The sequence below is a fragment of the Enterobacter sp. BRE11 genome (assembly GCF_031844285.1).
GTDB lineage: Bacteria > Pseudomonadota > Gammaproteobacteria > Enterobacterales > Enterobacteriaceae > Pantoea.
This window is the reverse complement of record NZ_JAUZUX010000003.1, coordinates 52,086-72,930: the sequence shown is the minus strand read 5'-3', so window position 1 is coordinate 72,930 and position 20,845 is coordinate 52,086. Positions and strand designations below refer to the sequence as shown.

Genomic DNA, 20,845 nt, shown 5'->3' with positions numbered 1-20,845 from the left:
TATGAAGGGACAAAGTCGCCTTGACCAGATTATGGACTATCTGAAAAGCCATAATCTGGTGACTGTTGATCAGCTGGTGAGCGCCATTTCCGCCTCGCCAGCAACCATTCGACGTGATTTGATTAAGCTGGATAAAGAAGGGGTGATTAGCCGTAGCCACGGCGGCGTCACGCTGAACCGTTTTATTCCGGCGCAGCCCACCACGCTGGAGAAGATGCAGCGTAACCTGGCGGAGAAGCAGGCTATCGCCCACCACGCCGCCACCTTCGTACAGTCGGGTGATGCGGTCGTGCTGGACGCTGGCACGACCATGCTGGAGCTGGCGCGTCAGCTGACCCATTTGCCGCTGCGCGTCATTACCGCCGATCTGCATATCGCGCTGTTTCTCTCGGAATTCAAACAGATTGAAGTGACCATTATCGGCGGCCGCATCGACGATTCGAGCCAGTCGTGCGTCGGCGAGCACGGGCGCCGCCTGCTGCGCAGTATCAATCCCGATATCGCTTTCGTCAGCTGCAACTCCTGGAGCCTGGAGCGGGGCATCACCACGCCTACAGAAGAGAAGGCCGGGCTGAAGCGCGATCTACTGGCGAATGCGCGCCGCCGTATTCTGCTGGCGGACAGCAGCAAGTATGGCTCCTGGTCGCTGTTCTGTGCCGCGCCGGTGGATGAGCTGACCGACGTGGTGACCGACAGCCGCTTAGACGACGATGTCTGCCGCACGCTGCGCGAGCGCGGCATTGCGCTGGTGCTGACGGATTAAGCCGATAGTTTCGGTGGCACGTCCTGCGTCCGTTTTTTCGTTTTAAACCACCGCAAAGCGCAGGGATGACGCGTGGTATTGGGTATGGGCAGGATTAGGCGATTTGCTGGCAAATGCGATGCTGCTGTTTGTTGCGAGCGTTCTCACCTCAGGCTTGATTTTGAGTGTTTCTCAAAACCCTTTTTTTGCGTTTTTTTTAACTTATTGAAAAGTAAGAAGTCGCTGCGCGGGCAAAATAAAAGGGTTAAAGCTGCGATACTGCGCTTTTTTGCTGGGATATGAGTAGGTTAGTTTGGTAAGGTAACAGTTCACTGCCGTACAGGCAGCTTAGAAAACTGTGCACCGATTTCAGATGCTAGGTATATCTGTTCACTGCCGTACAGGCAGCTTAGAAATCGCTACTACGGCGCAAAACTGGCGCAAGAAGGTTCACTGCCGTACAGGCAGCTTAGAAACGCACCCAGGCGCAAGCGGTATCAATTAGACGGTTCACTGCCGTACAGGCAGCTTAGAAACTCTTTGTGCCGGTTGAAAAGCGCGACCTGCGCGTTCACTGCCGTACAGGCAGCTTAGAAACCGCCAGTGCAGCAAGAGTTACTTTTTTCATATGTTCACTGCCGTACAGGCAGCTTAGAAAAAATCAATCATGACCCGCGCATGGGTGCTGGCGTTCACTGCCGTACAAGCAGCTTAGAAAGCGACTAGCATGGACAAGCGCCTGGCCGCCTTGTTCACTGCCCACAGCTCAACAGCCAGCAAACTCGCCTGAATTTTCATTAGGTTATCAGCAACGCAACAACAGACCCCAAGGCAGTCATCTAACGATGATAAACATCGTTCTCCGACAGCGTTATGGCCGGGGCATCCAGCGTTACCTGGTCGAAAACCAGTCTATTGACGCCAGCGATTTTGCCAAACTCCTGCGCCTGCAAACGAATCTCACTGAAACAAAGGCCCTCAATCGGACGTTCAGCAGCACCCTCAATAAAGAACGCCCGCGAAAACGCAGCGGGGTGCGTAAGCGTGCTGCTGACATGGCTGATAGCGATATTTTCTACCTGCGTCAAACCCGCTTCGCCTTCCACGCCTTCAGTCAGCTTCCGCCAGTGTGGTGGCCAGTCTGGATCGACAGAGTGCTCGCCGTAGCTGTACTGCGGGAACCAGTTCAGCTGCAACATAAAGGGATAGCAAACATCCTCCAGCGTCAGATGGCGAACGGTCACGTTTTTGATCCAGCCGCCGCGATTGCGGGCCGATTTGATACGAAATCCCACGCCGGTGCCGGAAAAATGGTTGTGCTCAATCAGGACATTTTCAATCCCGCCGGAGGTCTCGCTGCCGAGCGTAATGCCTGAGCCTTTCAGCAGCGTACAGTTGCGGATAGCGATGTCGCATGCCGTCCTCGCCAGCTGCTGTGCTTCCTTGCCGCGCCCGGCTTTAACGCAGATATTGTCGTCATTGCAGGAAACCGTACACTTCTCCACGCGCACCTGCTGACTGGAATCGATATCAATACCGTCCGTGCTCGGGCCCGTTGAGTTGTGTACATTGAGTCCCTGCAAATAAACCTGCTGTGAATAACAAACGTGAATATTCCAGAAGCCAGACTCACGCGATGTAAATCCCTCCAGCGTGACGCTCTCACTCTCATACACCAGCAGGTTGCGTGGCCGTTCGCAGTCATAATCCACCACCCAGCGCAGGCCGCGCTGGCTATAGTCCGCCAGCATGCCGCTGCCTTCATCGTCGCCCCAAAATTTGCGCCACCAGACCGCTCCCTGGCCATCAATCGTACCGCTTCCGCTAACGGTGACATTTTGGCAGTGATTGACGTTAAGCAGCGCCGCAGGCCAGACCATATCAATGCCCGCGACGCGCGTTGCAATTTTGGCATAGTCCTCCAGCCGCTCGCTGCCAAGCAGCACGGCACCCTCTGCCAGTTTTAGCGTCAGGTGGCTTTTCAAAAACAGCGAGCCGGTCAGAAAGCGGCCGGAAGGGATCAGCACGGTATCGCCAGCAGAGGCCTGGTCGATAGCGCGCTGTATTGCCTGAGTGGACAGGGTCGCGGCGTCCGGGACGGCATTGAAATCTGTTATATTTAGCGTTGTCATTTTTCTGCCTGTAGTGGTCGATGAGGATAAAAACAGAGCGCTGAAAATAGCACTCCCACTCAGGGAGTTTATTGTTTGCGATCAGGCAAATTCCGCCGTCGCTATTCTGGCAGGTAGAAGTGTGAAAGAGCGCGCATCCGCAAAATAGCCCGGAGGTGCGCGCATAATAATTACAGGGTCTTTAATCCCAACGCCGGAATATTGCGGCCGTAGTAAATCTCGCGCATCTCTTTCCACAGCAGGTCGGTAATACGCTTATGTTCCGCCGGGCTGAGATCTTCAGGACGGGTATTGAAGAGGTAGTGCTTCAGTTCAAATTCTTTCAGCAACATCTTGGTGTGAAAGATGTTTTCCTGATAAACGTTCACATCCACCATGTCATACATCGCCTTCATATCTTCTGACATAAAGTTCTGGATGGAATTAATTTCATGGTCGATAAAGTGTTTCACGCCATTCACGTCGCGGGTAAAACCGCGCACGCGATAGTCGACGGTCACAATATCGGACTCCAGCTGGTGGATCAGGTAGTTCAGCGCCTTCAGCGGGGAAATCACGCCGCAGGTTGAGACTTCGATATCCGCGCGGAAGGTGCACAGGCCGCCTTCAGGATGGCTTTCTGGATAGGTGTGCACGCAGATATGGCTCTTATCCAGATGCGCCACGACGGAATTAGGCAGCGGGCCGGGATGTTCCGAATTGTCGATGTCCTTTGGATCGATCGGCTCTTCGCTCACCAGGATGGTAACGCTGGCGCCCTGAGGTTCATAATCCTGGCGCGCGATATTCAGCACGTTGGCGCCGATGATCGAGCAGGTTTCCGTCAGAATCTCGGTCAGACGAGTGGCATTGTACTGCTCGTCGATATAGGCGATGTAGCCATCGCGTTCGGCTTCAGTATTCGCATAACAAATATCGTAAATACAAAAACTCAGGCTTTTGGTCAGGTTGTTGAAGCCATGCAGTTTAAGCTTTTGCAATTTGGTTCACCTCCTTATAAAGGCTGTTCAGCAGACAGGGCGGTCAGCAGGTACTGCGGCAGTGCGAAACTACCCGCATGGATAGCTGAATTATAGTAGCGGCACGCCAGTCCAGCCGCCGCGAAACGCGCCTGCAGCGTAGCGAGATCGAGCTGCCGCAGCGCCGGATTATCGCTCGCCCAGGCGAAGGTCATAATGCCGCCATAGTAGGTCGGAATCGCTGCCTGATAAAAAGTGACGTCGGCGAAATAGTGGCTCAGTTTACGATGGCTGTTAATTGCCTCTTCCTGCTGCAGAAAGCAGACGCCGTTCTGCGCCACGAAAATCCCGCCGGGATTGAGAGCGTTTTTACAGCCCGCGTAAAATTCCGAGGTGAACAGGCTCTCGCCCGGACCGACAGGATCGGTGCAGTCGGAGATAATCACGTCGAATTTTTCCTGCGTCTGGTTGACGAAGTTTACGCCGTCGTCGATGACCAGATTGAGACGCGGATCGTTATAGGCGCCCTGGCTATGGTTGGGAAGATATTGCTGACAAAAGGTGACAACGCCAGCGTCAATCTCCACCATCGTGATGCTTTCCAGCTGCTGATGACGTGCGACCTCGCGCAGCATCGCGCCGTCGCCGCCGCCGATGATCAGCACGCGCTTCGCCGCGCCGTGCACCAGCAGCGGCACGTGCGTCATCATTTCGTGATAGATGAATTCGTCGCGCTCGGTGGTTTGCACCACGCCGTCCAGCGCCATTACGCGGCCCATCTGCGCGTTTTCGAAGATGATCAAATCCTGATGCGCGGTTTTTTCCCGGTACAGCTCTTTGTCGACCGTGAAATATTGTCCGAAACCGGCATGAAGGGTTTCATACCACATTTCTTTTTGCGCCATGGTGGGCTCCTCTCTGATGACTTCGCCATGAAAAAGAGCGACACATCATAACCAGGAGTGACCGTGCATGCACGGTCGAATGATCGGCAAAGAGGCGGGCTTACGGCTTATTTAACGTAGGCGAGCAGGCTGAGGGAATCACGCGCCAGCGACTTACACTTCTTGTCGTTAGTAATGGCGATGCCGCTCAGATCTTTATAGCTCGCTTCGCCAAGCGCCTTCATATTGTAGGCGGCGTAATTACTCAAATCCCAGCGGTTCTGCTGGGCGAAAAACACCAGAGCTTTGCGGATTTGCGCATCAGGCAGATCCTGATAGCCGCAATCATTTTTCAGATAAACGAATACCGCGGTGAGATCGGCCAGATCTTCTGCTTCGGATTCGCTCAGCGCGAAACTGGTGGAGGAGAAGCCAAGGAGTCCTGACAGTAACAGGATCTTGATGCTTTTCTTCATAGTGGTTCTCATTCATTAATCATTCATGTGACGATAGCACAGTGCCTGGCAGGATTCCGATTATTTTGCCGCTGGACGCTGGCTTAAGCACTTTTTTCAGGCGTTTCCGCCATCAAGCGCTTGACCCTCCCTCAGGGGAAGGGTTTAGGCTGTGGTTCCCTTATCACACGGATGAATAAGCTATGCATCGTCGACACTTTCTTAAGCTGACCGCCGCGCTGAGCGCAGCCGGGGCGCTGCCGCTCTGGAGCCGATCTCTGATGGCGGCCAGCCGTCCGCTGCTGCCGGTTCCATCACGACTGGAGGCGGATCCGCGCGGCCAGATCCAGATCACCGCCATGACTGGCACCAGCCAGTGGCAGGGCAAGAGTGTGCCGACGTGGGGCTATAACGGCGCGCTGCTGGGGCCAGCCATCGTGCTGCGCCGCGGCAAACCGACCACGGTCAATATTGTTAACCGGCTGCCGGAAGCGACCACGCTACACTGGCACGGCCTGGCGATCCCTGGCGACGTCGACGGCGGGCCGATGGCGCGCATCGAGCCTGGCGCGGCGCGGCAGGTGAGCTTTACGCCGGATCAGCCCGCCGCCACCTGCTGGTTCCATCCGCACCTGCATGGCAAAACTGGCCACCAGGTGGCGCAAGGGCTGGCAGGCCTGATCCTGCTGCAGGACGAGGAGACCGACAAACTGCGTCTGCCGTCGCAGTGGGGCTCGGACGATGTGCCGCTGATTTTCCAGGACAAGCGGCTCACCCAGGATGGCAGCCGCATCGACTATCAGCTCGACATCATGAGCGCCGCGGTAGGCTGGTTCGGCGATATGATGCTGACCAACGGTGTCCAGTATCCGCAGCAGGCGGTGCCGCGCGGCTGGCTGCGCCTGCGCCTGCTGAACGGCTGCAACGCGCGCTCGCTGCATATCGCCGCCAGCGATAACCGACCGCTCTATGTTATCGGCAGCGACGGCGGCCTGCTGGCGGAGCCGGTAAAGGTTGCGTCCCTGCCGCTGCTGCCGGGCGAGCGCTTCGAGGTGATGGTCGATACCTCCGATGGCAAAAGCTTCGATATCGTTACCCTGCCGGTTGAGCAGATGGGCATGACGCTGGCGCCGTTCGACCAGCCGCTGCCGCTGGTGCAGATCCTGCCGCTGCGCGTAATGGCGAGCGCGACGCTGCCGGATAACCTGGTGCAGCTGCCGCCAGTGCCCTCGGCGGAAGGCGCTAACGCGCGCTGGCTGCAGCTGATGATGGATTCGCAGCTCGATCAGCAAGGCATGGCGGCGCTGATGCAGCGTTACGGCGATAAAGCGATGGGCAAGGCGGGCGGGCATCACGCCATGCCGTCAGGCGGCGAGGCGATGAAGATGGATGGCCATGATATGGCGATGCATGACGCGCACGGCGGCGCAGCCCAGGGCTACGACTTCCACAGCGGCAATAAGATCAACGGTCAGGCTTTTAATATGGCGAAGCCGATGTTTAACGTGACGCCCGGCCAGCTGGAAAAATGGACCATCTCCGGCGAAGGCGACAAGATGCTGCATCCTTTCCATATTCACGGCACGCAGTTCCGCATTCTCTCAGAAAACGGCAAGCCGCCTGCGCCGCATCGCCAGGGCTGGAAAGATATGGTCAATGTCGACGGCTGGCGCAGCGAAGTGCTGGTGCGCTTTGACCATCGCGCCGCCGCCGAACACGCCTATATGGCGCACTGTCATCTGCTGGAGCATGAAGACACCGGCATGATGCTGGGCTTCAGCGTCGGCTGATCAGGCCTTCTCGAGCGCCAGGCGAATGTCTTCCACCAGATCGCCGGCGTTCTCAATGCCGATAGAGAGACGGATAGTGGCGTCGCTGATGCCGATGCGCTGCCTGACCGCCTCGGGCACGCCGGAATGGGTGGTGCTGCCGGGATGGCTGGCAAGCGATTCGGTGCCGCCCAGGCTCACCGCCTGCTTAAACAGCGCCAGCGCGTTCAGGAAGCGGAACGCGGCGGGCTGTCCGCCGACAATATCAAACGAAAAGGTCGAACCGGCGCCGCTGCACTGCTGGCGGAAGGTGCGGCCTTCGGCGCTGTGCTCGTCGAGGTAGGGCAGCCACTGTAGCTTCGCCACCTTCTCATGGTCGCGCAAAAAGGCGGCCACCGCCTCGGCGTTCTGCCAGGCCTTCTCCATTCGTAGCGACAGCGTCTCCAGTGAACGGCCGATCATCCAGCTGGAGTGCGGATCGAGCTGGGTGCCGATGGCGCTGCGCAGCGAGCGTATCTGCGTAATCAGCGCTTTGCTGCCCATCGCCGCCCCGGCGATCAGATCGGAATGGCCGCCGACATATTTGGTCAGCGAGTAGAGCGAGATATCGGCGCCGAAGTTCAGCGGACGCTGAAACAGCGGGCCGAGCAGCGTATTGTCGCAGGCCACCACCGGACGCGATCCCTGCTGCTGGCCGATCTCGTCGGCGATGCGCGCGATTAGCGCGATGTCCACCAGGCTGTTGGTGGGGTTGGCGGGCGTCTCGATCAGGATCAGCGCGACGCGCCCCATGCTCAACGCCTTCTGCGCGGCGGCGCGCACTTTCTCCTCGTCGGTGCCGTCGCTGAAGCCGACCGGCTCGATATTCAGGTTGTGCAGCGTTTTGCTCAGCAGCGTTTCGGTGCCGCCGTAAAGCGGCTGCGAATGGAGGATCACATCGCCCGGGCGCGCAAAGGTCAGCAGGGTAGTGGAGATGGCTGACATGCCTGAGGAGAAGAGGGCGCAGCTCTCCGCTTCCTCATAAATCGCCAGGCGATCTTCGACAATTTCGCTGTTGGGGTGGTTAAAGCGCGAATAGACCAAGCCGCCGCTTTTGCCTTCCGGCGGCTGGCGTCGTCCGGATACGTAATCGAAGAAGTCTCGCCCCTCTTCGGCGCTGTTGAAAACAAAGGTCGAGGTCAGAAATACCGGCGGTTTGACCGCGCCTTCCGACAGGCGCGGATCGTAGCCATAGTTCAGCATCTGGGTTTCAGGGTGCAGCTTACGATCGCCAATATGGGTTTTTTTACTGGAGCTGTGGGACATGGGATCTCCTGCTCAGGGCAGAGGTAAGGTAACGATATGTTGGACATAAGCTAACATGCAGCGGAATGTTCTGGTAAAGGCCGGTAAGTTCTAAGTTTATATCATCCAGGCACGATGAGGCTGGCAACGCCATAGCGCGGCATCTCGCCGCGTCTGGCAAGCTGTGATACTCTCCTGCAAATCGCTACCCGCTCAGGTCTGAGCGGGTTCTCTCTGTTCATCCGCGGCTGAGGATGGACGATCCCTTTAAAATCAACGAGAAGTACAGGTTTTGAAACATACTGTTGAAGTGATGATTTCCCAGGAGGCGATCGCAACGCGCATTGCCGAACTGGGTAAAGAGATTTCCGAGCGCTATCGCGACAGCGGCAGCGAGATGGTGCTGGTCGGGCTGCTGCGCGGCTCCTTTATGTTTATGGCCGATCTCTGCCGCGCCGTCGAGGTGCCACACGAAGTCGACTTTATGACCGCCTCCAGCTACGGCAGCGGCATGTCCAGCTCGCGCGACGTGAAAATCCTTAAGGATCTCGATGAAGATATTCGCGGCAAAGATGTGCTGATTGTCGAAGATATAATCGACTCCGGCAACACGCTGAGCAAGGTGCGCGAGATCCTGCGCCTGCGCGAGCCGAAGTCCCTCGCCATCTGCACGCTGCTGGATAAGCCCGAGCGCCGCGAAGTGGAGGTGACGGTGGAATATGTCGGCTTCGCCATTCCTGACGAGTTCGTGGTCGGCTTCGGCATCGACTACGCCCAGCGCTATCGTCATCTGCCCTATATCGGCAAAGTGGTGCCGCTCGAATCCTGAGCCTGACCGCACAATCTTCCAAGGCTGACCGCGTCAGCCTGGTGTAGGCTGTGCTCCGGTTCGGGAGTTCAGCCCACACCTCCGCAAAAAAATGCCCATCCAGGAAGATTTTACGCTTAGGGTGGCTCATCATAAGTAGCAACGTTGCGGCGACATCGCGTCAGCCTGCGGCTCGCTATGTCTGTCGCGACACACCGACATTAAAACAGGATATGGATTCGGAATGACTTATGCACTGGAACTTTCCCGGCTGACCAAGACCTATTCCGGCGGCGTGCAGGCGCTGAAAGGGATCGATCTTAACGTCGAAGCCGGCGATTTTTATGCGCTGCTGGGGCCGAACGGCGCGGGCAAATCGACCACCATTGGGATTATCAGTTCGCTGGTGAACAAATCGGGCGGCAGCGTGCGCGTGTTCGGCTACGACCTGGAGAAAGAGGTGGTCAACGCCAAACGCCAGCTCGGCCTGGTGCCGCAGGAGTTTAACTTCAACCCGTTCGAGACCGTGCAGCAGATTGTGGTGAACCAGGCGGGCTACTACGGCGTTGAGCGCCGCGACGCGCAGCAGCGCGCAGAGAAATATCTGACGCAGCTCGATCTCTGGGGCAAGCGCAACGAGCGCGCGCGGATGCTTTCCGGCGGCATGAAGCGTCGCCTGATGATCGCCCGCGCGCTGATGCATGAGCCGAAGCTGCTGATCCTCGACGAACCGACGGCGGGCGTCGATATCGAGCTGCGCCGCTCGATGTGGACCTTCCTGAAAGAGCTGAACGAAAAAGGCACCACCATTATTTTAACCACGCACTATCTGGAAGAGGCGGAGATGCTGTGCCGCAACATCGGCATTATTCAGAGCGGCGAGCTGGTGGAGAACACCTCTATGAAGGGGCTGCTGGCCAAGCTGCAGTCGGAAACTTTTATTCTCGATCTCGCGCCGGGCAGCGCGCTGCCAACGCTGGAAGGGTTCCAGTATCGTCTGGTGGACGCCTCGACGCTGGAGGTCGAAGTGATGCGCGAGCAGGGGCTGAACAGCGTGTTCAGCCAGCTTAGCACGCAGGGCGTTCAGGTCCTGAGCATGCGTAACAAGGCGAACCGCCTGGAAGAGCTGTTTGTCAGCCTGGTGCAGGGCAAAGGAGTGAAAGCATGACACATTTGTACTGGGTAGCGCTGAAGAGTATCTGGGCTAAAGAGATTAACCGTTTCGCGCGCATCTGGATCCAGACGCTGGTGCCGCCGGTGATCACCATGACGCTCTATTTTATTATTTTCGGCAACCTGATCGGCTCGCGCATCGGCGATATGCACGGCTTCAGCTATATGCAGTTTATCGTGCCGGGCCTGATTATGATGGCGGTGATCACCAATGCCTACGCCAACGTCGCCTCGTCGTTCTTCAGCGCCAAATTTCAGCGCAATATTGAAGAGCTGCTGGTGGCGCCGGTGCCGACGCACATTATTATCGCCGGCTATGTCGGCGGCGGCGTGGCGCGCGGTCTCTGCGTCGGGGTGCTGGTCACGGCGATTTCGCTGTTTTTCGTGCCGTTCCACGTCCACTCCTGGACAATGGTGGCGGTGACGCTGCTGCTGACGGCGATCCTCTTTTCGCTGGCTGGCCTGCTTAACGCCGTATTTGCGCGCACCTTCGACGATATCAGCCTGATCCCGACCTTTGTGCTGACGCCGCTGACCTATCTGGGCGGGGTGTTCTATTCGCTGACGCTGCTGCCGCCGTTCTGGCAGGCGGTGTCGAAGCTGAATCCGATTGTCTACATGATCAGCGGCTTCCGCTTCGGCTTCCTCGGCATCAACGATGTGCCGCTGGTGTTCACCCTGTCGGTGCTGATCGCCTTTATCCTGGTGTTTTATATTCTGGTCTACACGCTGATCCAGCGTGGACGCGGCCTGCGCACCTGATAAAAAAAGCAGCCGGATGGCGGCTTAAGATGAGAAGCGAGAGCTGGCGCAGGTAACAGGGCCCGATCGCAAAGTCGCTCAAGGCATCCCTGCTCGCTCGGCCCGCGCCCTCCCTGGCGCGGGACGCTTTGCTCTCCGGTCCCTGTTACCCACGCTTTAGCATCAGAGTTGACTGCTGCCGCCCGCGTCAGCACCTTGTCCCTCAGGCGACCTGCACCGGCAGCGCCTTCGCCAGACGCTTCATCTCGTTGTCGCCGTCGAAATAGGCGACCTTCGGCTGCCACTGGCGCGCTTCCGCATCCTCGACCTGCACGTAAGAGCAGATAATCAGGATATCCCCTTCGCAGGCGCAGCGGGCCGCCGCGCCGTTGACGGAAATAATCTTCGAGCCGCGTTCGGCGGCAATCGCGTAGGTGGAAAAGCGCTGGCCGTTAGTGACGTTATAGATATCGATGGCTTCATACTGCAGGATGCCGGAGGCGTCGAGGAAATCCTGATCGATGGCGCAGGAACCTTCATAGTGCAAATCCGCCTGAGTCACCTTTACGCGGTGCAGCTTGCCTTGTAAAACGGTACGTATCATAACCAGAAGACCTTGTTGTTCTGCCTGAAAACGACCCCGCCTACTGCGTGAGGTCGACCTGTTGATTATCAATAAGACGCGCTTTGCCCAGCCATGCCGCCATCAGGATCACTGCGCAACGGCTCTCGACCGTCAGCGGCTCCAGCGTATCGGCGTCGCAAATGGCCAGTCCGTCCGGGCGCAATCCTTTCTCGCTAAGCGCCGCCTCGGCGGCTTCGATAATCTCTTCGATATGGCGTTCGCCGTTGGCAAGGCGCGCCGCCATGCCGTTCATCACCTGCGCCAGCGCAGGTGCGAGCTGACGCTCGTCGTCGGTGAGATAGCCGTTGCGCGAGCTGAGTGCCAGGCCATCTTTGGCGCGCACCGTCGGCACGCCGACAATCTCAATATCGAAGCCCATATCCGCCACCATTTTGCGAATAATCGCCAGCTGCTGAAAATCCTTCTCGCCGAAACAGGCGATATCGGGCTGCACCAGATTAAACAGCTTGCTGACAATAGTCGCGACGCCGCGAAAATGGCCGGGGCGGCTTGCGCCCTCCAGCAGCGACGACAGCACCGGCACCTCGACAAAGGTCTGGTTTGCCAGCCCGTGCGGGTAAACCTCCGCAGGCGCGGGCGCGAAGACCACATCGACGCTGCGGCGATTGAGCTTCTCGCAGTCCTCCTGCAGCGTGCGCGGGTAGCGCGCCAGATCGTCGGCGCGATCGAACTGCATCGGGTTGACGAAAATCGATACCACGACAATATCGCCGCGCTCGCGCGCCTCATCCACCAGCGTTAAATGGCCGTCATGCAGATTGCCCATGGTCGGCACCAGCGCGATGCGTTTTCCTGCCTGCCGCCAGCGACGAATTTCACGGCGCAGCATCGGCAGCGTTTCTATGATCAGCACGGTAAAGCTCCTGAATTACTGGAAACTGTGTTCAGCCGCAGGATAGGTTCCCGCTTCAACTTCGGCGATATAGTGACGGATAGCGGCGCGAATGTCGCCCGCCTCAGCGAGAAAGTTCTTCGCAAATTTCGGGATATGGCCGCCGGTAATGCCGAAGGCGTCATGCATCACCAGAATCTGGCCGTCGGTGACGTTGCCCGCGCCGATGCCGATAACCGGAATCGTCAGCGCCTGGGTGATGCGCTGCGCCAGCGAAACCGGCACGCACTCCAGCACCATCAGCTGCGCGCCCGCGGCTTCCAGCGCCAGCGCGTCGGCCAGCAGCCGCTCGGCAGCCGCCTCGTCGCGGCCCTGCACCTTATAGCCGCCGAAGATATTCACCGACTGCGGCGTCAGGCCGAGATGGCCGCACACCGGCACCGCGCGCTCGGTCAGCATGCGCACCGTCTCCGCCAGCCAGGCGCCGCCCTCCAGCTTCACCATATTGGCGCCGGCGCGCATCAGCTGCGCGGCGCTGTCGAAGGTTTGCTGCGGCGTGGCGTAGCTCATAAAGGGCAGGTCGGCCATCACCAGCGCCTGCGGCGCGCCGCGACGCACGGCGGCGGTGTGATAGGCGATATCGGCGACGGTGACCGGCAGCGTCGACTCATGACCCTGAACCGTCATGCCGAGCGAATCACCGATCAGCATCACCTGGATGCCTTCGTCAGCGAACAGGCGGGCAAAGCTGAAATCGTAGGCGGTCAGGGTGGCGAACTTACGTCCGCTCGCTTTCCACTGACGCAGATGAGAAATAGTGGTGGGTTTCATTGCGCTCTCAACTCAGGTATTTCAGATGGGCGCAGTGTACTGGATAGCGCGAGAGAGCGGAATCTCCCGCGTATCAATCTGTGCGGCGTCAGCCGTGCCAGAGGCGAATAGCGCTGGCGTCGAGGGGAGCCAGCAGATCGCGCAGCGGGCGGCCGTCCGGCAGCGTTGCGCCGGGCGCGATCTCCAGCAGCGGCACCAGCATAAAGGCGCGGTTGTGCATATCGTAGTGCGGCACGATCAGACGCGGCATGCTGAGGCGCTGCTGGCCGAAAAGCAGGATATCGATATCGAGCGTGCGCGGCCCCCAGCGTTCGGCTTTGCGCACGCGGCCGTGCTCATGCTCGATACGCTGGGTATGATCGAGCAGCGCTTCTGGCGCAAGAGTGGTCTCCAGCGCCACCGCCGCATTCAGGTAGTCCGGTTGATCCGGCGGACCGTAAGGCGGCGTGCGGTAAAGAGAGGAGGTGGCGACGCGCGCCGTCTCCGGCAGCGCGTCGAGCGCCCGCAGCGCCGCGTCGACCTGTTGCAGCGGATCGGCAAGGTTGCTGCCGAGCGCCAGGTAGACGCGTGTCACGACGCGTTTTGACCGTCGCGGCGCGGGGCGGTCGGGCGGCGGCGCGGACGACGCGTTTTGCGGCGCGGCGTCGGGTCGTCGCCCAGCGTATTGAGCATGGTTTTCTGCTGCGTCGGCGCGGCGGCCTGGAATTCGCCCCACCAGTGGCTGAGACGGATCAGTTCCGGGTTGTTCTCGACCTCGGCGCGCAGCGCCAGCAGATCGTAGGCGGCGCGGAACTTCGGATGCTCCATCAGCTTCCAGGCGCGTTTGCCGTGACGGCGCGACATGCGCAGCTGCAGCTGCCAGATATCGCGGATCAGCGTGGTGATGCGTTTCGGGATCGCCAGCGCGCGGCAGGCTTCATCCAGCGTATCGTTCATCGCCATCGCGAAGGCGTCGAAATAGGTCAGGCCGCTCTCCTGCGCAATGCGCTGCGCCGCTTCGAGCTGCGGATACCAGAACATTGCCGCAAACAGGAAGGCTGGATTGACGCGCATATCGTTGTGGATGCGGTTGTCGGTGTTTTTCAGCACCTGCGCCACCATCCGCTCCATATTGCTGTCGCCCTCTTCGGTGAAGTTGCGCGTGATGGTAGGGAACAGCGGCTGGAACAGCTGAAATTCGCGCAGCTTTATATAGGTGCTATAGCCGTAGCCCGCCTGCAGCAGTTTTAGCGCCTCTTCAAACAGGCGCGCCGGCGGGATATCGCGCAGCAGCGTGGCGAGACGCGGGATCGGTTCGGCGGTTTCCGCCGCAATGGTCATATTGAGTTTGGCAGCGAAGCGCACCACGCGCAGCATGCGTACCGGATCTTCGCGGTAACGCGTCTCGGGATCGCCAATCAGGCGAATGATGCCCTGCTGCAAATCCTGCAGACCGCCAACATAGTCGCGTACGGTAAAGTCGGCGACGTTGTAATAGAGGCTGTTGATCGTCAAATCGCGGCGCTGCGCATCATCTTCGATGCTGCCGAAAATATTGTCGCGCAGCAGCATGCCGCTCTGGGCGCGCTGCGACTGGTTGCGATCCTCCTGGACATCGTCATCGGCCTGATGATGGCCGCGGAAGGTCGCGACTTCGATCACTTCAGGGCCGAACATGACGTGCGCCAGACGGAAGCGACGCCCGACCAGACGGCAGTTGCGGAACAGCTTGCGCATTTGCTCTGGCGTGGCGTTGGTGGTGATATCGAAGTCCTTGGGCTTTTTACCCAGCAGCAGGTCGCGAACGCCACCGCCCACCAGATAGGATTCATAGCCTGCTTTGTTCAGGCGATAGAGTACCTTGAGGGCATTTTCGCTAATGTCTTTGCGCGAGATGTTATGGCTCTCACGAGGGATAATGGTCATCTGATGACGCTCAGTTTCAACCTCGACAGGCGCCTCCTCATCACGCATGAGGACTTTCCGGCAAAAATTAGCAACTCGGGTAAAAATGGGACACCTCGACAGCGACGTAAAGTGGTGTAAATAAAATCAGCGGCTAATCATAGCCTGTTGCGAATCATTTAGGAATGGTGTTGTCGGCTCTGCCGGTTTCAGGGCGTTCTCCCGCGGTATCAAAGCGATATTCCACTGCGAGAGGGCACTTTCCAGCAGTTTCTCCTGGGTTTCATCCTGCCAGCCTGCCGAAACGGGCTGTCCAAGAAAGCGCAGCGCCTGTACCAGCAGCGGTCGCGGATCGCCCGCGGGCAGGGAGGGCGCATGATTTTGCTTCGACAGTTTATTGCCGTCAGGGCTAATCGCCAGCGGCAAATGCAGGTATTCAGGCACCGGCCAGCCGAACTGCTGATACAACGCGATTTGACGCACCGTTGGCGCGATCAAATCCGCACCGCGCACGATCTCCGTTACGCCCTGAAAATGGTCGTCGACCACGACCGCAAGGTTATAGGCGAACAGGCCGTCGCGCCGATGGATAATAAAATCTTCCTGCGCCAGGCGCGCATCCACCGCTAAATGTCCATGCAGCCGATCGTCGAAGCTAAAAACCGGCGCGTGCTGGCGCAGGCGCAGCGCGGCGTTTTCCGGCCCCAGATGGCGATCGCGGCAGTGGCCGTCATAGAATCCGCCGATCTGCTGGATGCGGCGACGCGTGCAGGTGCAGTAGTAGCTCTGGCGATGCGCCTGCAGCCAGGCCAGCGCCTCGCGATAGGCGTCATGACGCTGCGACTGCCACAAGACGTCACCGTCCCAGTGCAGGCCGTAGTGCTCCAGCTGATGCAAAATGCGCGTGGCGGCGCCGGGAACTTCGCGCGGCGGATCGATATCTTCGATGCGCACCAGCCAGCGGCCGTTTTGCGCGCGTGCGCTCAGATAGCTGCCAAGGGCAGCAATCAGCGAGCCGAAATGAAGGTCGCCGGAAGGCGAGGGGGCGAAACGCCCAATGCAGGGATGCGTAGACACTGGCTTTAAAAGTCACCGCACAGCGGCACAACAAGGTGCTTTTCCGCAGTGCGGTGAATCAGGCGAGGCGTTAGCCAGCCATCTGTTTTTCGCGGATTTCTGCCAGCGTCTTGCAGTCGATGCAAAGATCGGCGGTCGGACGCGCTTCCAGACGGCGAATACCGATCTCTACGCCGCAGGATTCGCAGTAGCCGAAGTCGTCATCTTCGACTTTCTTCAGCGTCTTCTCGATCTTCTTGATCAGCTTACGCTCGCGGTCGCGGTTACGCAGTTCAAGGCTGAATTCCTCTTCCTGCGCGGCACGGTCAACCGGATCCGGGAAGTTTGCCGCTTCGTCCTGCATATGCGAGACGGTGCGATCGACTTCATCACGCAGCTGATTGCGCCAGGCTTCCAGAATCTTGCGAAAATGTTGCAGCTGGGCTTCGTTCATATACTCTTCGCCCGGCTTCTCCTGGTATGGCTCCACCCCAGCGATGGCGAGAATACTCAGGGACGATGTTTTACGGTTTTGCCCTTCTTGCATGTTGTTTCTCCTGGATAACACGCACTATACCTTTTGTGGTTCAGCGCCAGCGATTAGGCGTCAGGCGGATGAGTGTAGTCAGTGGACTACATTTTGCCTGGCGGATTTCGCCGCACTGCCGCAAATGGGTACATCGATCCCCCTACGGGGAAAAACAGGCCGCTATAAATAACAGAAGCAGTCAAGGTTGGCAATTATTGATGATCGCACCTTGACAAGCCTGTGAGGAACAGCGTATTTAGCGCCTCGCGTTAACCATTCATACCACAACAATTTGCAAAAGATATTACAAGGTTACGGCAACCGGCTTTTTCAGAAACAGGCCTGCCGGTGATAAATCCGCGCGAAACGCCAAAATCTCTACGCCGTCCTGCTGCGCCTGGACCAGTTGGTCTGCGTAACGTGCGTCAATGTGACGCGCGGGGGAGACGTCCTCAATCCCCGAGTGCAGAACCGCAAACAGCAAAACAGCCCGGTGGCCGGCAGCCGCGACGGCGCTTAGCTCGCGCAGGTGCTTCTGGCCTCGGACCGTCACCGCATCCGGAAAATAGCCTTTTCCTTGATGTAAAAGGGTCACGGACTTGACTTCAATATAGCAGTTGCGTCTGCCGCCTGCCTGAAGCAGGAAATCGATTCGGCTCTTTTCCTCGCCATACCTGACTTCAGCCTGGCAGCGCTCATAGCCCGCCAGCTCCGGAATCGCAGCGGCGAGCAGCGCCTCTTTTACCAGCTGATTGGCGCGCAGGGTATTAACGCAGATCCAGTTGCCCTGCTGCGTTTCGGTCAGCTCCCAGCTGTGCGGATATTTGCGCGTCAGGCTGTCGGAGGTGGAGTACCACACCGTATCGCCCGGTGTGGCGCAGCCGGTCATTGCGCCGGTATTGGCGCAGTGAATCGTCAGGGTTTCGCCTTCCGGCGTCACCACGTCGGCGAGGAAACGCTTATAGCGGGCAATAAGCCGGGCGGACTTTAACGGTGGTGAAAACAGCATAGCGCTCCAGAGTCAGGTCAGCGGCCAGTTCGCCAGCGCCTGATAGCGCGTGCGGCCTCGCGCGTAGTGCGAGGAAAACAGCGAGAAATGGTCGACGCGAAAGCGCCAGTGAAAGTCGCGCGGCGGCAGCGCGATGCGCGAGGCGGCGTCGCGCAGCAGCGTGACGTGCGGATGAAACGGCTGGGCGCTCTGGGCGCAGCCGTGGCGCGCCGCCTGGGCGCGTAGCAGATCGGCCAGCTGAAGCAGGCCGCGCGGCGGCCGTCGGCAGCCGATCCATACCACGCCCGGACGCGGCCAGTGGCCGGCGTCGTCGAGATCGATATCGAAGGCGGGCTGCTGAATGCGCGCCGCCAGCTGTTGCAGCTTCTGCGCGGTCTCGCTTTTTACCTCGCCGAGAAAGGCGAGCGTCAGGTGCAGATTGGCCGCAACAATGGGGCGGCCAGCGTCGTCGGCAAAGCAATCGGCACGCCAGCGCACCAGCTGCTGCTGCAGCGCGTCAGGCAGGCCGATGCCAAAAAACAGGCGTTGCGTCTCCATGGCGGTCTCCGGCAATCCTCGCGGATGAGTGCTACAATGCGCGCCATCTTAACACAGGCTGAACGGGAGTTTGCCGTGAGTGATTTACCGGTCAGCGCCGTGCTGCCCGACCTGCTTCAGGCGCTCGACGCCGCGCCGCAAATTCTGCTGGCGGCCCCGACCGGCGCGGGCAAATCGACCTGGCTGCCGCTGCAGCTGCTGCGGCAGGCGAACCTGCCGGGCCGCATTATTATGCTGGAGCCGCGTCGGCTGGCGGCGCGCAACGTGGCGCAGCGCCTGGCGGAGCAGCTCGGCGAGCAGCCCGGCGCCACCGTCGGCTTCCGCATGCGCGGCGAGAACTGCATCGGGCCGACTACCCGGCTGGAGGTGGTGACGGAAGGCATCCTGACGCGCATGCTGCAGCGCGATCCCGAGCTGAGCGGCGTGTCGCTGGTGATCCTCGACGAATTCCACGAGCGCAGCCTGCAGGCGGATCTGGCGCTGGCGCTGCTGCTCGACGTGCAGCAGGGGCTGAGGGAGGATCTGAAAATCCTGCTGATGTCGGCGACGCTGGACAACGCGCGCCTCTCGGCGCTGCTGCCCGACGCGCCGCTGATTGTCTCCGAAGGGCGCAGCTATCCCGTGACGCGCCGCTTCGCCTCGCTCAGCGCCACGCTGCGCTTTGAAGAGGCGGTAGCGCGCGAAACGGCGCAGCTGCTGCGCGAAGAGAGCGGCTCGCTGCTGCTGTTTCTGCCTGGCGTGGCCGAAATTAAGCGCGTAGAGCGTGAGCTGGCGTCGCGCGTCGCGGACGACGTCGATTTGACGCCGCTTTATGGCGCGCTGCCGCTGGCGGCGCAGCGCCGCGCTATCCTGCCCGCGCCGCCTGGCCGCCGCAAAGTGGTGCTCGCCACCAATATTGCTGAAACCAGCCTGACTATCGAAGGGATCCGGCTGGTGGTGGACAGCGCGCTGGAGCGAGCCGCGCAGTTCGACGCGCGCAGTGGCGTCACGCGGCTGCTGACCCAGCGCGTCAGCCAGGCGTCGATGACGCAGCGCGCCGGCCGCGCCGGGCGTCTGATGCCCGGCATCTGCCTGCATCTGATCCCTGAAGAGCAGGCGTCGCGCGCCGCCGCGCAGAGCGAAGCGGAAATGATGCACAGCGATCTTGCCGCGCTGTGGATCGAATTGCTGCAGTGGGGCTGCCAGCAGCCGGATCAGCTGACCTGGCTCGATGCGCCGCCGGAAAAACACCTGCGCGCGGCGCGCGAGCTGCTGACCCGACTTGGCGCGCTGGACGAAAGCGGCAAGCTGAGCGCGGCGGGACGCCGCATGGCGCAGCTCGGCGGCGATCCGCGCCTCAGCGCCGTGCTTTGCGCCGCTGGCCAGGATCCCGACGCGGCCGCCAGCGCCGCGCTGCTGGTGGCGATTCTGGAGGATCCGCCGCGCAGCGGCTCGCCCGATCTGCGTGACGCGCTGCATCGCCCGCAGCCGCAGTGGCAGCGGCGCGCAAAGCAGTGGCAGACGCGGCTTGGCGTCAGCGGCGGTCGCGTCGATGAAGATCGCTTTCCCGCGCTGCTGGCGGCGGGCTTCAGCGACCGACTGGCGCGGCGGCGCGACAATGGCGGCCGCTATCAGCTCGCCAACGGGCTGGGCGCGATGCTCGATACGCAAGAGGGGCTGAACCGCTACGAATGGCTGATCGCACCCGCCTTGCTGCAGGGCAGCGCGGCGCCGGATGCGCGCATGCTGCTGGCGCTGCCGATCGATATTGATGCGCTGCGCCAGGCGCGGCCGGAGCTGGTCGAGGTGCGCGCCGAAGTCGAGTGGGACGAAGAGAAGGGCACGCTGCGCGCGCTGCGCCGCGAGCAGATTGGCGCGCTGGTGCTGAAGGCGCAGCCGATGGCGCGCCCGGAACCCGAGGTGCTGCACGCCGCAATATTGCGCTGGGTGGCGCAAAAAGGCCTGGGTGTGCTGGGCTGGAGCGAGGCGGCGCAGCAGCTGCGCGTGCGGCTGCAGTGCGCGGCGCAGTGGCTGCCGGAGGATCCGTGGCCCGCCGTGGACGACGAATCGCTGCTGGCGTCGCTCGACCGCTGGCTGCTGCCGGAGATGGGCGCGGTGCGCGATCTAAAATCGCTGCAGGCGGTCAACCTTGTTAGCGCGCTATTACATTTGCTCACATGGTCGCAACGCCAGCGGCTGGATAGTGCGCTGCCAACTCATTACACTGTGCCGACCGGCAGCCGGCTGCCCATTCGCTATCATGCCGATAAGCCGCCCGCGCTGGCGGTGCGCATTCAGGAGATGTTCGGCGAGGCGAGCAATCCCGCCGTGGCGGAAGGGCGCGTGCCGCTGGTGCTGGAGCTGTTGTCGCCTGCGCAGCGGCCGTTGCAGATTACCCGCGACCTGGCCGCCTTCTGGCGCGGCGCCTGGCCGGAGGTGCAGAAAGAGATGAAAGGGCGCTATCCCCGCCATCCCTGGCCCGACGATCCGGCCAGCGCGCTGCCCACCAGGCGCACCAAAAAATATTCCCCGCAGGGTTGAGCCCGCTGGATCGATTTCAGAGGGTTCCGCCATGCGGAAAAGGTAAAAGTCGCT

Annotated in this window: 20 protein-coding genes and 1 CRISPR repeat array; of the genes, 6 read left to right on the top strand and 14 right to left on the bottom strand. The window is 60.1% G+C overall.

Going from position 1 to position 20,845, the window contains the following annotated elements; translation table 11 throughout:
* Position 1 precedes the first annotated feature (1 nt).
* Positions 2–763: a DeoR/GlpR family DNA-binding transcription regulator gene (locus Q9R34_RS04175; RefSeq protein ID WP_434126854.1), complete on the top strand. Its 762-nt coding sequence runs from the start codon at positions 2–4 to the stop codon at positions 761–763.
* Positions 764–1,069: 306 nt separating this feature from the next.
* Positions 1,070–1,460: a CRISPR direct-repeat array (repeat unit 28 nt; unit sequence GTTCACTGCCGTACAGGCAGCTTAGAAA).
* 121 nt (positions 1,461–1,581) lie between these two features.
* On the opposite strand, the gene Q9R34_RS04170 is transcribed toward Q9R34_RS04175, so the two are convergent.
* The 4 genes from Q9R34_RS04170 to Q9R34_RS04155 form a co-directional block, all read right to left on the bottom strand.
* Positions 1,582–2,874, bottom strand: a complete 1,293-nt coding sequence (locus Q9R34_RS04170; protein WP_485892502.1) for a glycoside hydrolase family 28 protein — start codon at positions 2,872–2,874, stop codon at positions 1,582–1,584.
* Positions 2,875–3,044: 170 nt separating this feature from the next.
* On the bottom strand, positions 3,045–3,854 hold the full coding sequence (gene speD, locus Q9R34_RS04165) for an adenosylmethionine decarboxylase (protein WP_485892501.1): 810 nt from the start codon (positions 3,852–3,854) through the stop codon (positions 3,045–3,047).
* A gap of 14 nt (positions 3,855–3,868) precedes the next feature.
* A complete protein-coding gene (gene speE / locus Q9R34_RS04160) occupies positions 3,869–4,738 on the bottom strand; it encodes a polyamine aminopropyltransferase (protein ID WP_485892500.1) in 870 nt (289 codons plus the stop codon).
* Between the two features lie 107 nt (positions 4,739–4,845).
* Positions 4,846–5,193: a YacC family pilotin-like protein gene (locus tag Q9R34_RS04155; RefSeq protein ID WP_033749537.1), complete on the bottom strand. Its 348-nt coding sequence runs from the start codon at positions 5,191–5,193 to the stop codon at positions 4,846–4,848.
* A 182-nt stretch (positions 5,194–5,375) separates the two neighbouring features.
* Between Q9R34_RS04155 and cueO the strand changes: the two genes are divergently transcribed.
* Entirely contained in the window at positions 5,376–6,962 is a 1,587-nt protein-coding gene (gene cueO / locus Q9R34_RS04150; RefSeq protein ID WP_485892499.1) for a multicopper oxidase CueO, read from the top strand.
* On the opposite strand, the gene Q9R34_RS04145 is transcribed toward cueO, so the two are convergent.
* Positions 6,963–8,246: a cystathionine gamma-synthase family protein gene (locus tag Q9R34_RS04145; RefSeq protein WP_485892498.1), complete on the bottom strand. Its 1,284-nt coding sequence runs from the start codon at positions 8,244–8,246 to the stop codon at positions 6,963–6,965. It lies immediately after the preceding gene.
* Positions 8,247–8,517: 271 nt separating this feature from the next.
* Here Q9R34_RS04145 and hpt point away from each other — a divergent pair, with 271 nt between their 5' ends.
* The 3 genes from hpt (at position 8,518) to Q9R34_RS04130 (ending at position 10,968) form a co-directional block, all read left to right on the top strand.
* On the top strand, positions 8,518–9,054 hold the full coding sequence (gene hpt / locus Q9R34_RS04140; protein WP_434126848.1) for a hypoxanthine phosphoribosyltransferase: 537 nt from the start codon (positions 8,518–8,520) through the stop codon (positions 9,052–9,054).
* A gap of 223 nt (positions 9,055–9,277) precedes the next feature.
* Positions 9,278–10,201 (top strand): ABC transporter ATP-binding protein, encoded by a 924-nt coding sequence (locus Q9R34_RS04135; RefSeq protein WP_434126847.1) that lies wholly within the window; start codon positions 9,278–9,280, stop codon positions 10,199–10,201.
* The gene (locus Q9R34_RS04130) at positions 10,198–10,968 is read left to right on the top strand and encodes an ABC transporter permease (protein ID WP_434126846.1); all 771 of its coding nucleotides are present in this window, start codon (positions 10,198–10,200) and stop codon (positions 10,966–10,968) included. The genes Q9R34_RS04135 and Q9R34_RS04130 overlap by 4 nt, the downstream gene beginning before the upstream one ends.
* Positions 10,969–11,170: 202 nt before the next feature.
* Here Q9R34_RS04130 and panD read toward each other — a convergent pair whose 3' ends face one another.
* The 9 genes from panD to thpR form a co-directional block, all read right to left on the bottom strand.
* Entirely contained in the window at positions 11,171–11,551 is a 381-nt protein-coding gene (gene panD / locus Q9R34_RS04125; protein ID WP_434126844.1) for an aspartate 1-decarboxylase, read from the bottom strand.
* A gap of 40 nt (positions 11,552–11,591) precedes the next feature.
* The gene (gene panC, locus Q9R34_RS04120) at positions 11,592–12,446 is read right to left on the bottom strand and encodes a pantoate--beta-alanine ligase (RefSeq protein ID WP_485892497.1); all 855 of its coding nucleotides are present in this window, start codon (positions 12,444–12,446) and stop codon (positions 11,592–11,594) included.
* Between the two features lie 15 nt (positions 12,447–12,461).
* Complete coding sequence (gene panB / locus Q9R34_RS04115) at positions 12,462–13,256, bottom strand: 3-methyl-2-oxobutanoate hydroxymethyltransferase (protein WP_048783853.1); 795 nt, start codon at positions 13,254–13,256, stop codon at positions 12,462–12,464.
* Between the two features lie 88 nt (positions 13,257–13,344).
* Positions 13,345–13,830 carry a 2-amino-4-hydroxy-6-hydroxymethyldihydropteridine diphosphokinase gene (gene folK / locus Q9R34_RS04110; protein WP_485892495.1) on the bottom strand — a complete coding sequence of 162 codons (486 nt, stop codon included), beginning with the start codon at positions 13,828–13,830 and terminating at the stop codon, positions 13,345–13,347.
* Positions 13,827–15,248, bottom strand: a complete 1,422-nt coding sequence (gene pcnB, locus Q9R34_RS04105; RefSeq protein WP_485892635.1) for a polynucleotide adenylyltransferase PcnB — start codon at positions 15,246–15,248, stop codon at positions 13,827–13,829. The genes folK and pcnB overlap by 4 nt, the downstream gene beginning before the upstream one ends.
* A 39-nt stretch (positions 15,249–15,287) precedes the next feature.
* Entirely contained in the window at positions 15,288–16,217 is a 930-nt protein-coding gene (gene gluQRS / locus Q9R34_RS04100) for a tRNA glutamyl-Q(34) synthetase GluQRS (protein ID WP_485892494.1), read from the bottom strand.
* Positions 16,218–16,287: 70 nt separating this feature from the next.
* Entirely contained in the window at positions 16,288–16,743 is a 456-nt protein-coding gene (dksA, locus tag Q9R34_RS04095) for an RNA polymerase-binding protein DksA (protein ID WP_033749555.1), read from the bottom strand.
* Between the two features lie 286 nt (positions 16,744–17,029).
* On the bottom strand, positions 17,030–17,734 hold the full coding sequence (gene sfsA, locus Q9R34_RS04090) for a DNA/RNA nuclease SfsA (protein ID WP_434126832.1): 705 nt from the start codon (positions 17,732–17,734) through the stop codon (positions 17,030–17,032).
* A gap of 12 nt (positions 17,735–17,746) precedes the next feature.
* Positions 17,747–18,271 (bottom strand): RNA 2',3'-cyclic phosphodiesterase, encoded by a 525-nt coding sequence (thpR, locus tag Q9R34_RS04085; RefSeq protein WP_485892493.1) that lies wholly within the window; start codon positions 18,269–18,271, stop codon positions 17,747–17,749.
* A 36-nt stretch (positions 18,272–18,307) separates the two neighbouring features.
* Here thpR and hrpB point away from each other — a divergent pair, with 36 nt between their 5' ends.
* Positions 18,308–20,791: an ATP-dependent helicase HrpB gene (gene hrpB / locus Q9R34_RS04080; protein WP_485892492.1), complete on the top strand. Its 2,484-nt coding sequence runs from the start codon at positions 18,308–18,310 to the stop codon at positions 20,789–20,791.
* Positions 20,792–20,845: the final 54 nt, after the last annotated feature.

Excerpts from the sequence above, each read along its gene's own strand:
- sfsA (WP_434126832.1), bottom strand. The coding sequence starts at position 17,734 with ATGCTGTTTTCACCACCGTTAAAGTCCGCCCGGCTTATTGCCCGCTAT.
- cueO (WP_485892499.1), top strand. The coding sequence starts at position 5,376 with ATGCATCGTCGACACTTTCTTAAGCTGACCGCCGCGCTGAGCGCAGCC.
- thpR (WP_485892493.1), bottom strand. The coding sequence starts at position 18,271 with ATGGAGACGCAACGCCTGTTTTTTGGCATCGGCCTGCCTGACGCGCTG.
- Q9R34_RS04170 (WP_485892502.1), bottom strand. The coding sequence starts at position 2,874 with ATGACAACGCTAAATATAACAGATTTCAATGCCGTCCCGGACGCCGCG.
- Q9R34_RS04135 (WP_434126847.1), top strand. The coding sequence starts at position 9,278 with ATGACTTATGCACTGGAACTTTCCCGGCTGACCAAGACCTATTCCGGC.
- dksA (WP_033749555.1), bottom strand. The coding sequence starts at position 16,743 with ATGCAAGAAGGGCAAAACCGTAAAACATCGTCCCTGAGTATTCTCGCC.
- Q9R34_RS04175 (WP_434126854.1), top strand. The coding sequence starts at position 2 with ATGAAGGGACAAAGTCGCCTTGACCAGATTATGGACTATCTGAAAAGC.
- hrpB (WP_485892492.1), top strand. The coding sequence starts at position 18,308 with ATGCGCGCCATCTTAACACAGGCTGAACGGGAGTTTGCCGTGAGTGAT.
- Q9R34_RS04155 (WP_033749537.1), bottom strand. The coding sequence starts at position 5,193 with ATGAAGAAAAGCATCAAGATCCTGTTACTGTCAGGACTCCTTGGCTTC.
- panD (WP_434126844.1), bottom strand. The coding sequence starts at position 11,551 with ATGATACGTACCGTTTTACAAGGCAAGCTGCACCGCGTAAAGGTGACT.
- speE (WP_485892500.1), bottom strand. The coding sequence starts at position 4,738 with ATGGCGCAAAAAGAAATGTGGTATGAAACCCTTCATGCCGGTTTCGGA.
- panB (WP_048783853.1), bottom strand. The coding sequence starts at position 13,256 with ATGAAACCCACCACTATTTCTCATCTGCGTCAGTGGAAAGCGAGCGGA.
- Q9R34_RS04145 (WP_485892498.1), bottom strand. The coding sequence starts at position 8,246 with ATGTCCCACAGCTCCAGTAAAAAAACCCATATTGGCGATCGTAAGCTG.
- Q9R34_RS04130 (WP_434126846.1), top strand. The coding sequence starts at position 10,198 with ATGACACATTTGTACTGGGTAGCGCTGAAGAGTATCTGGGCTAAAGAG.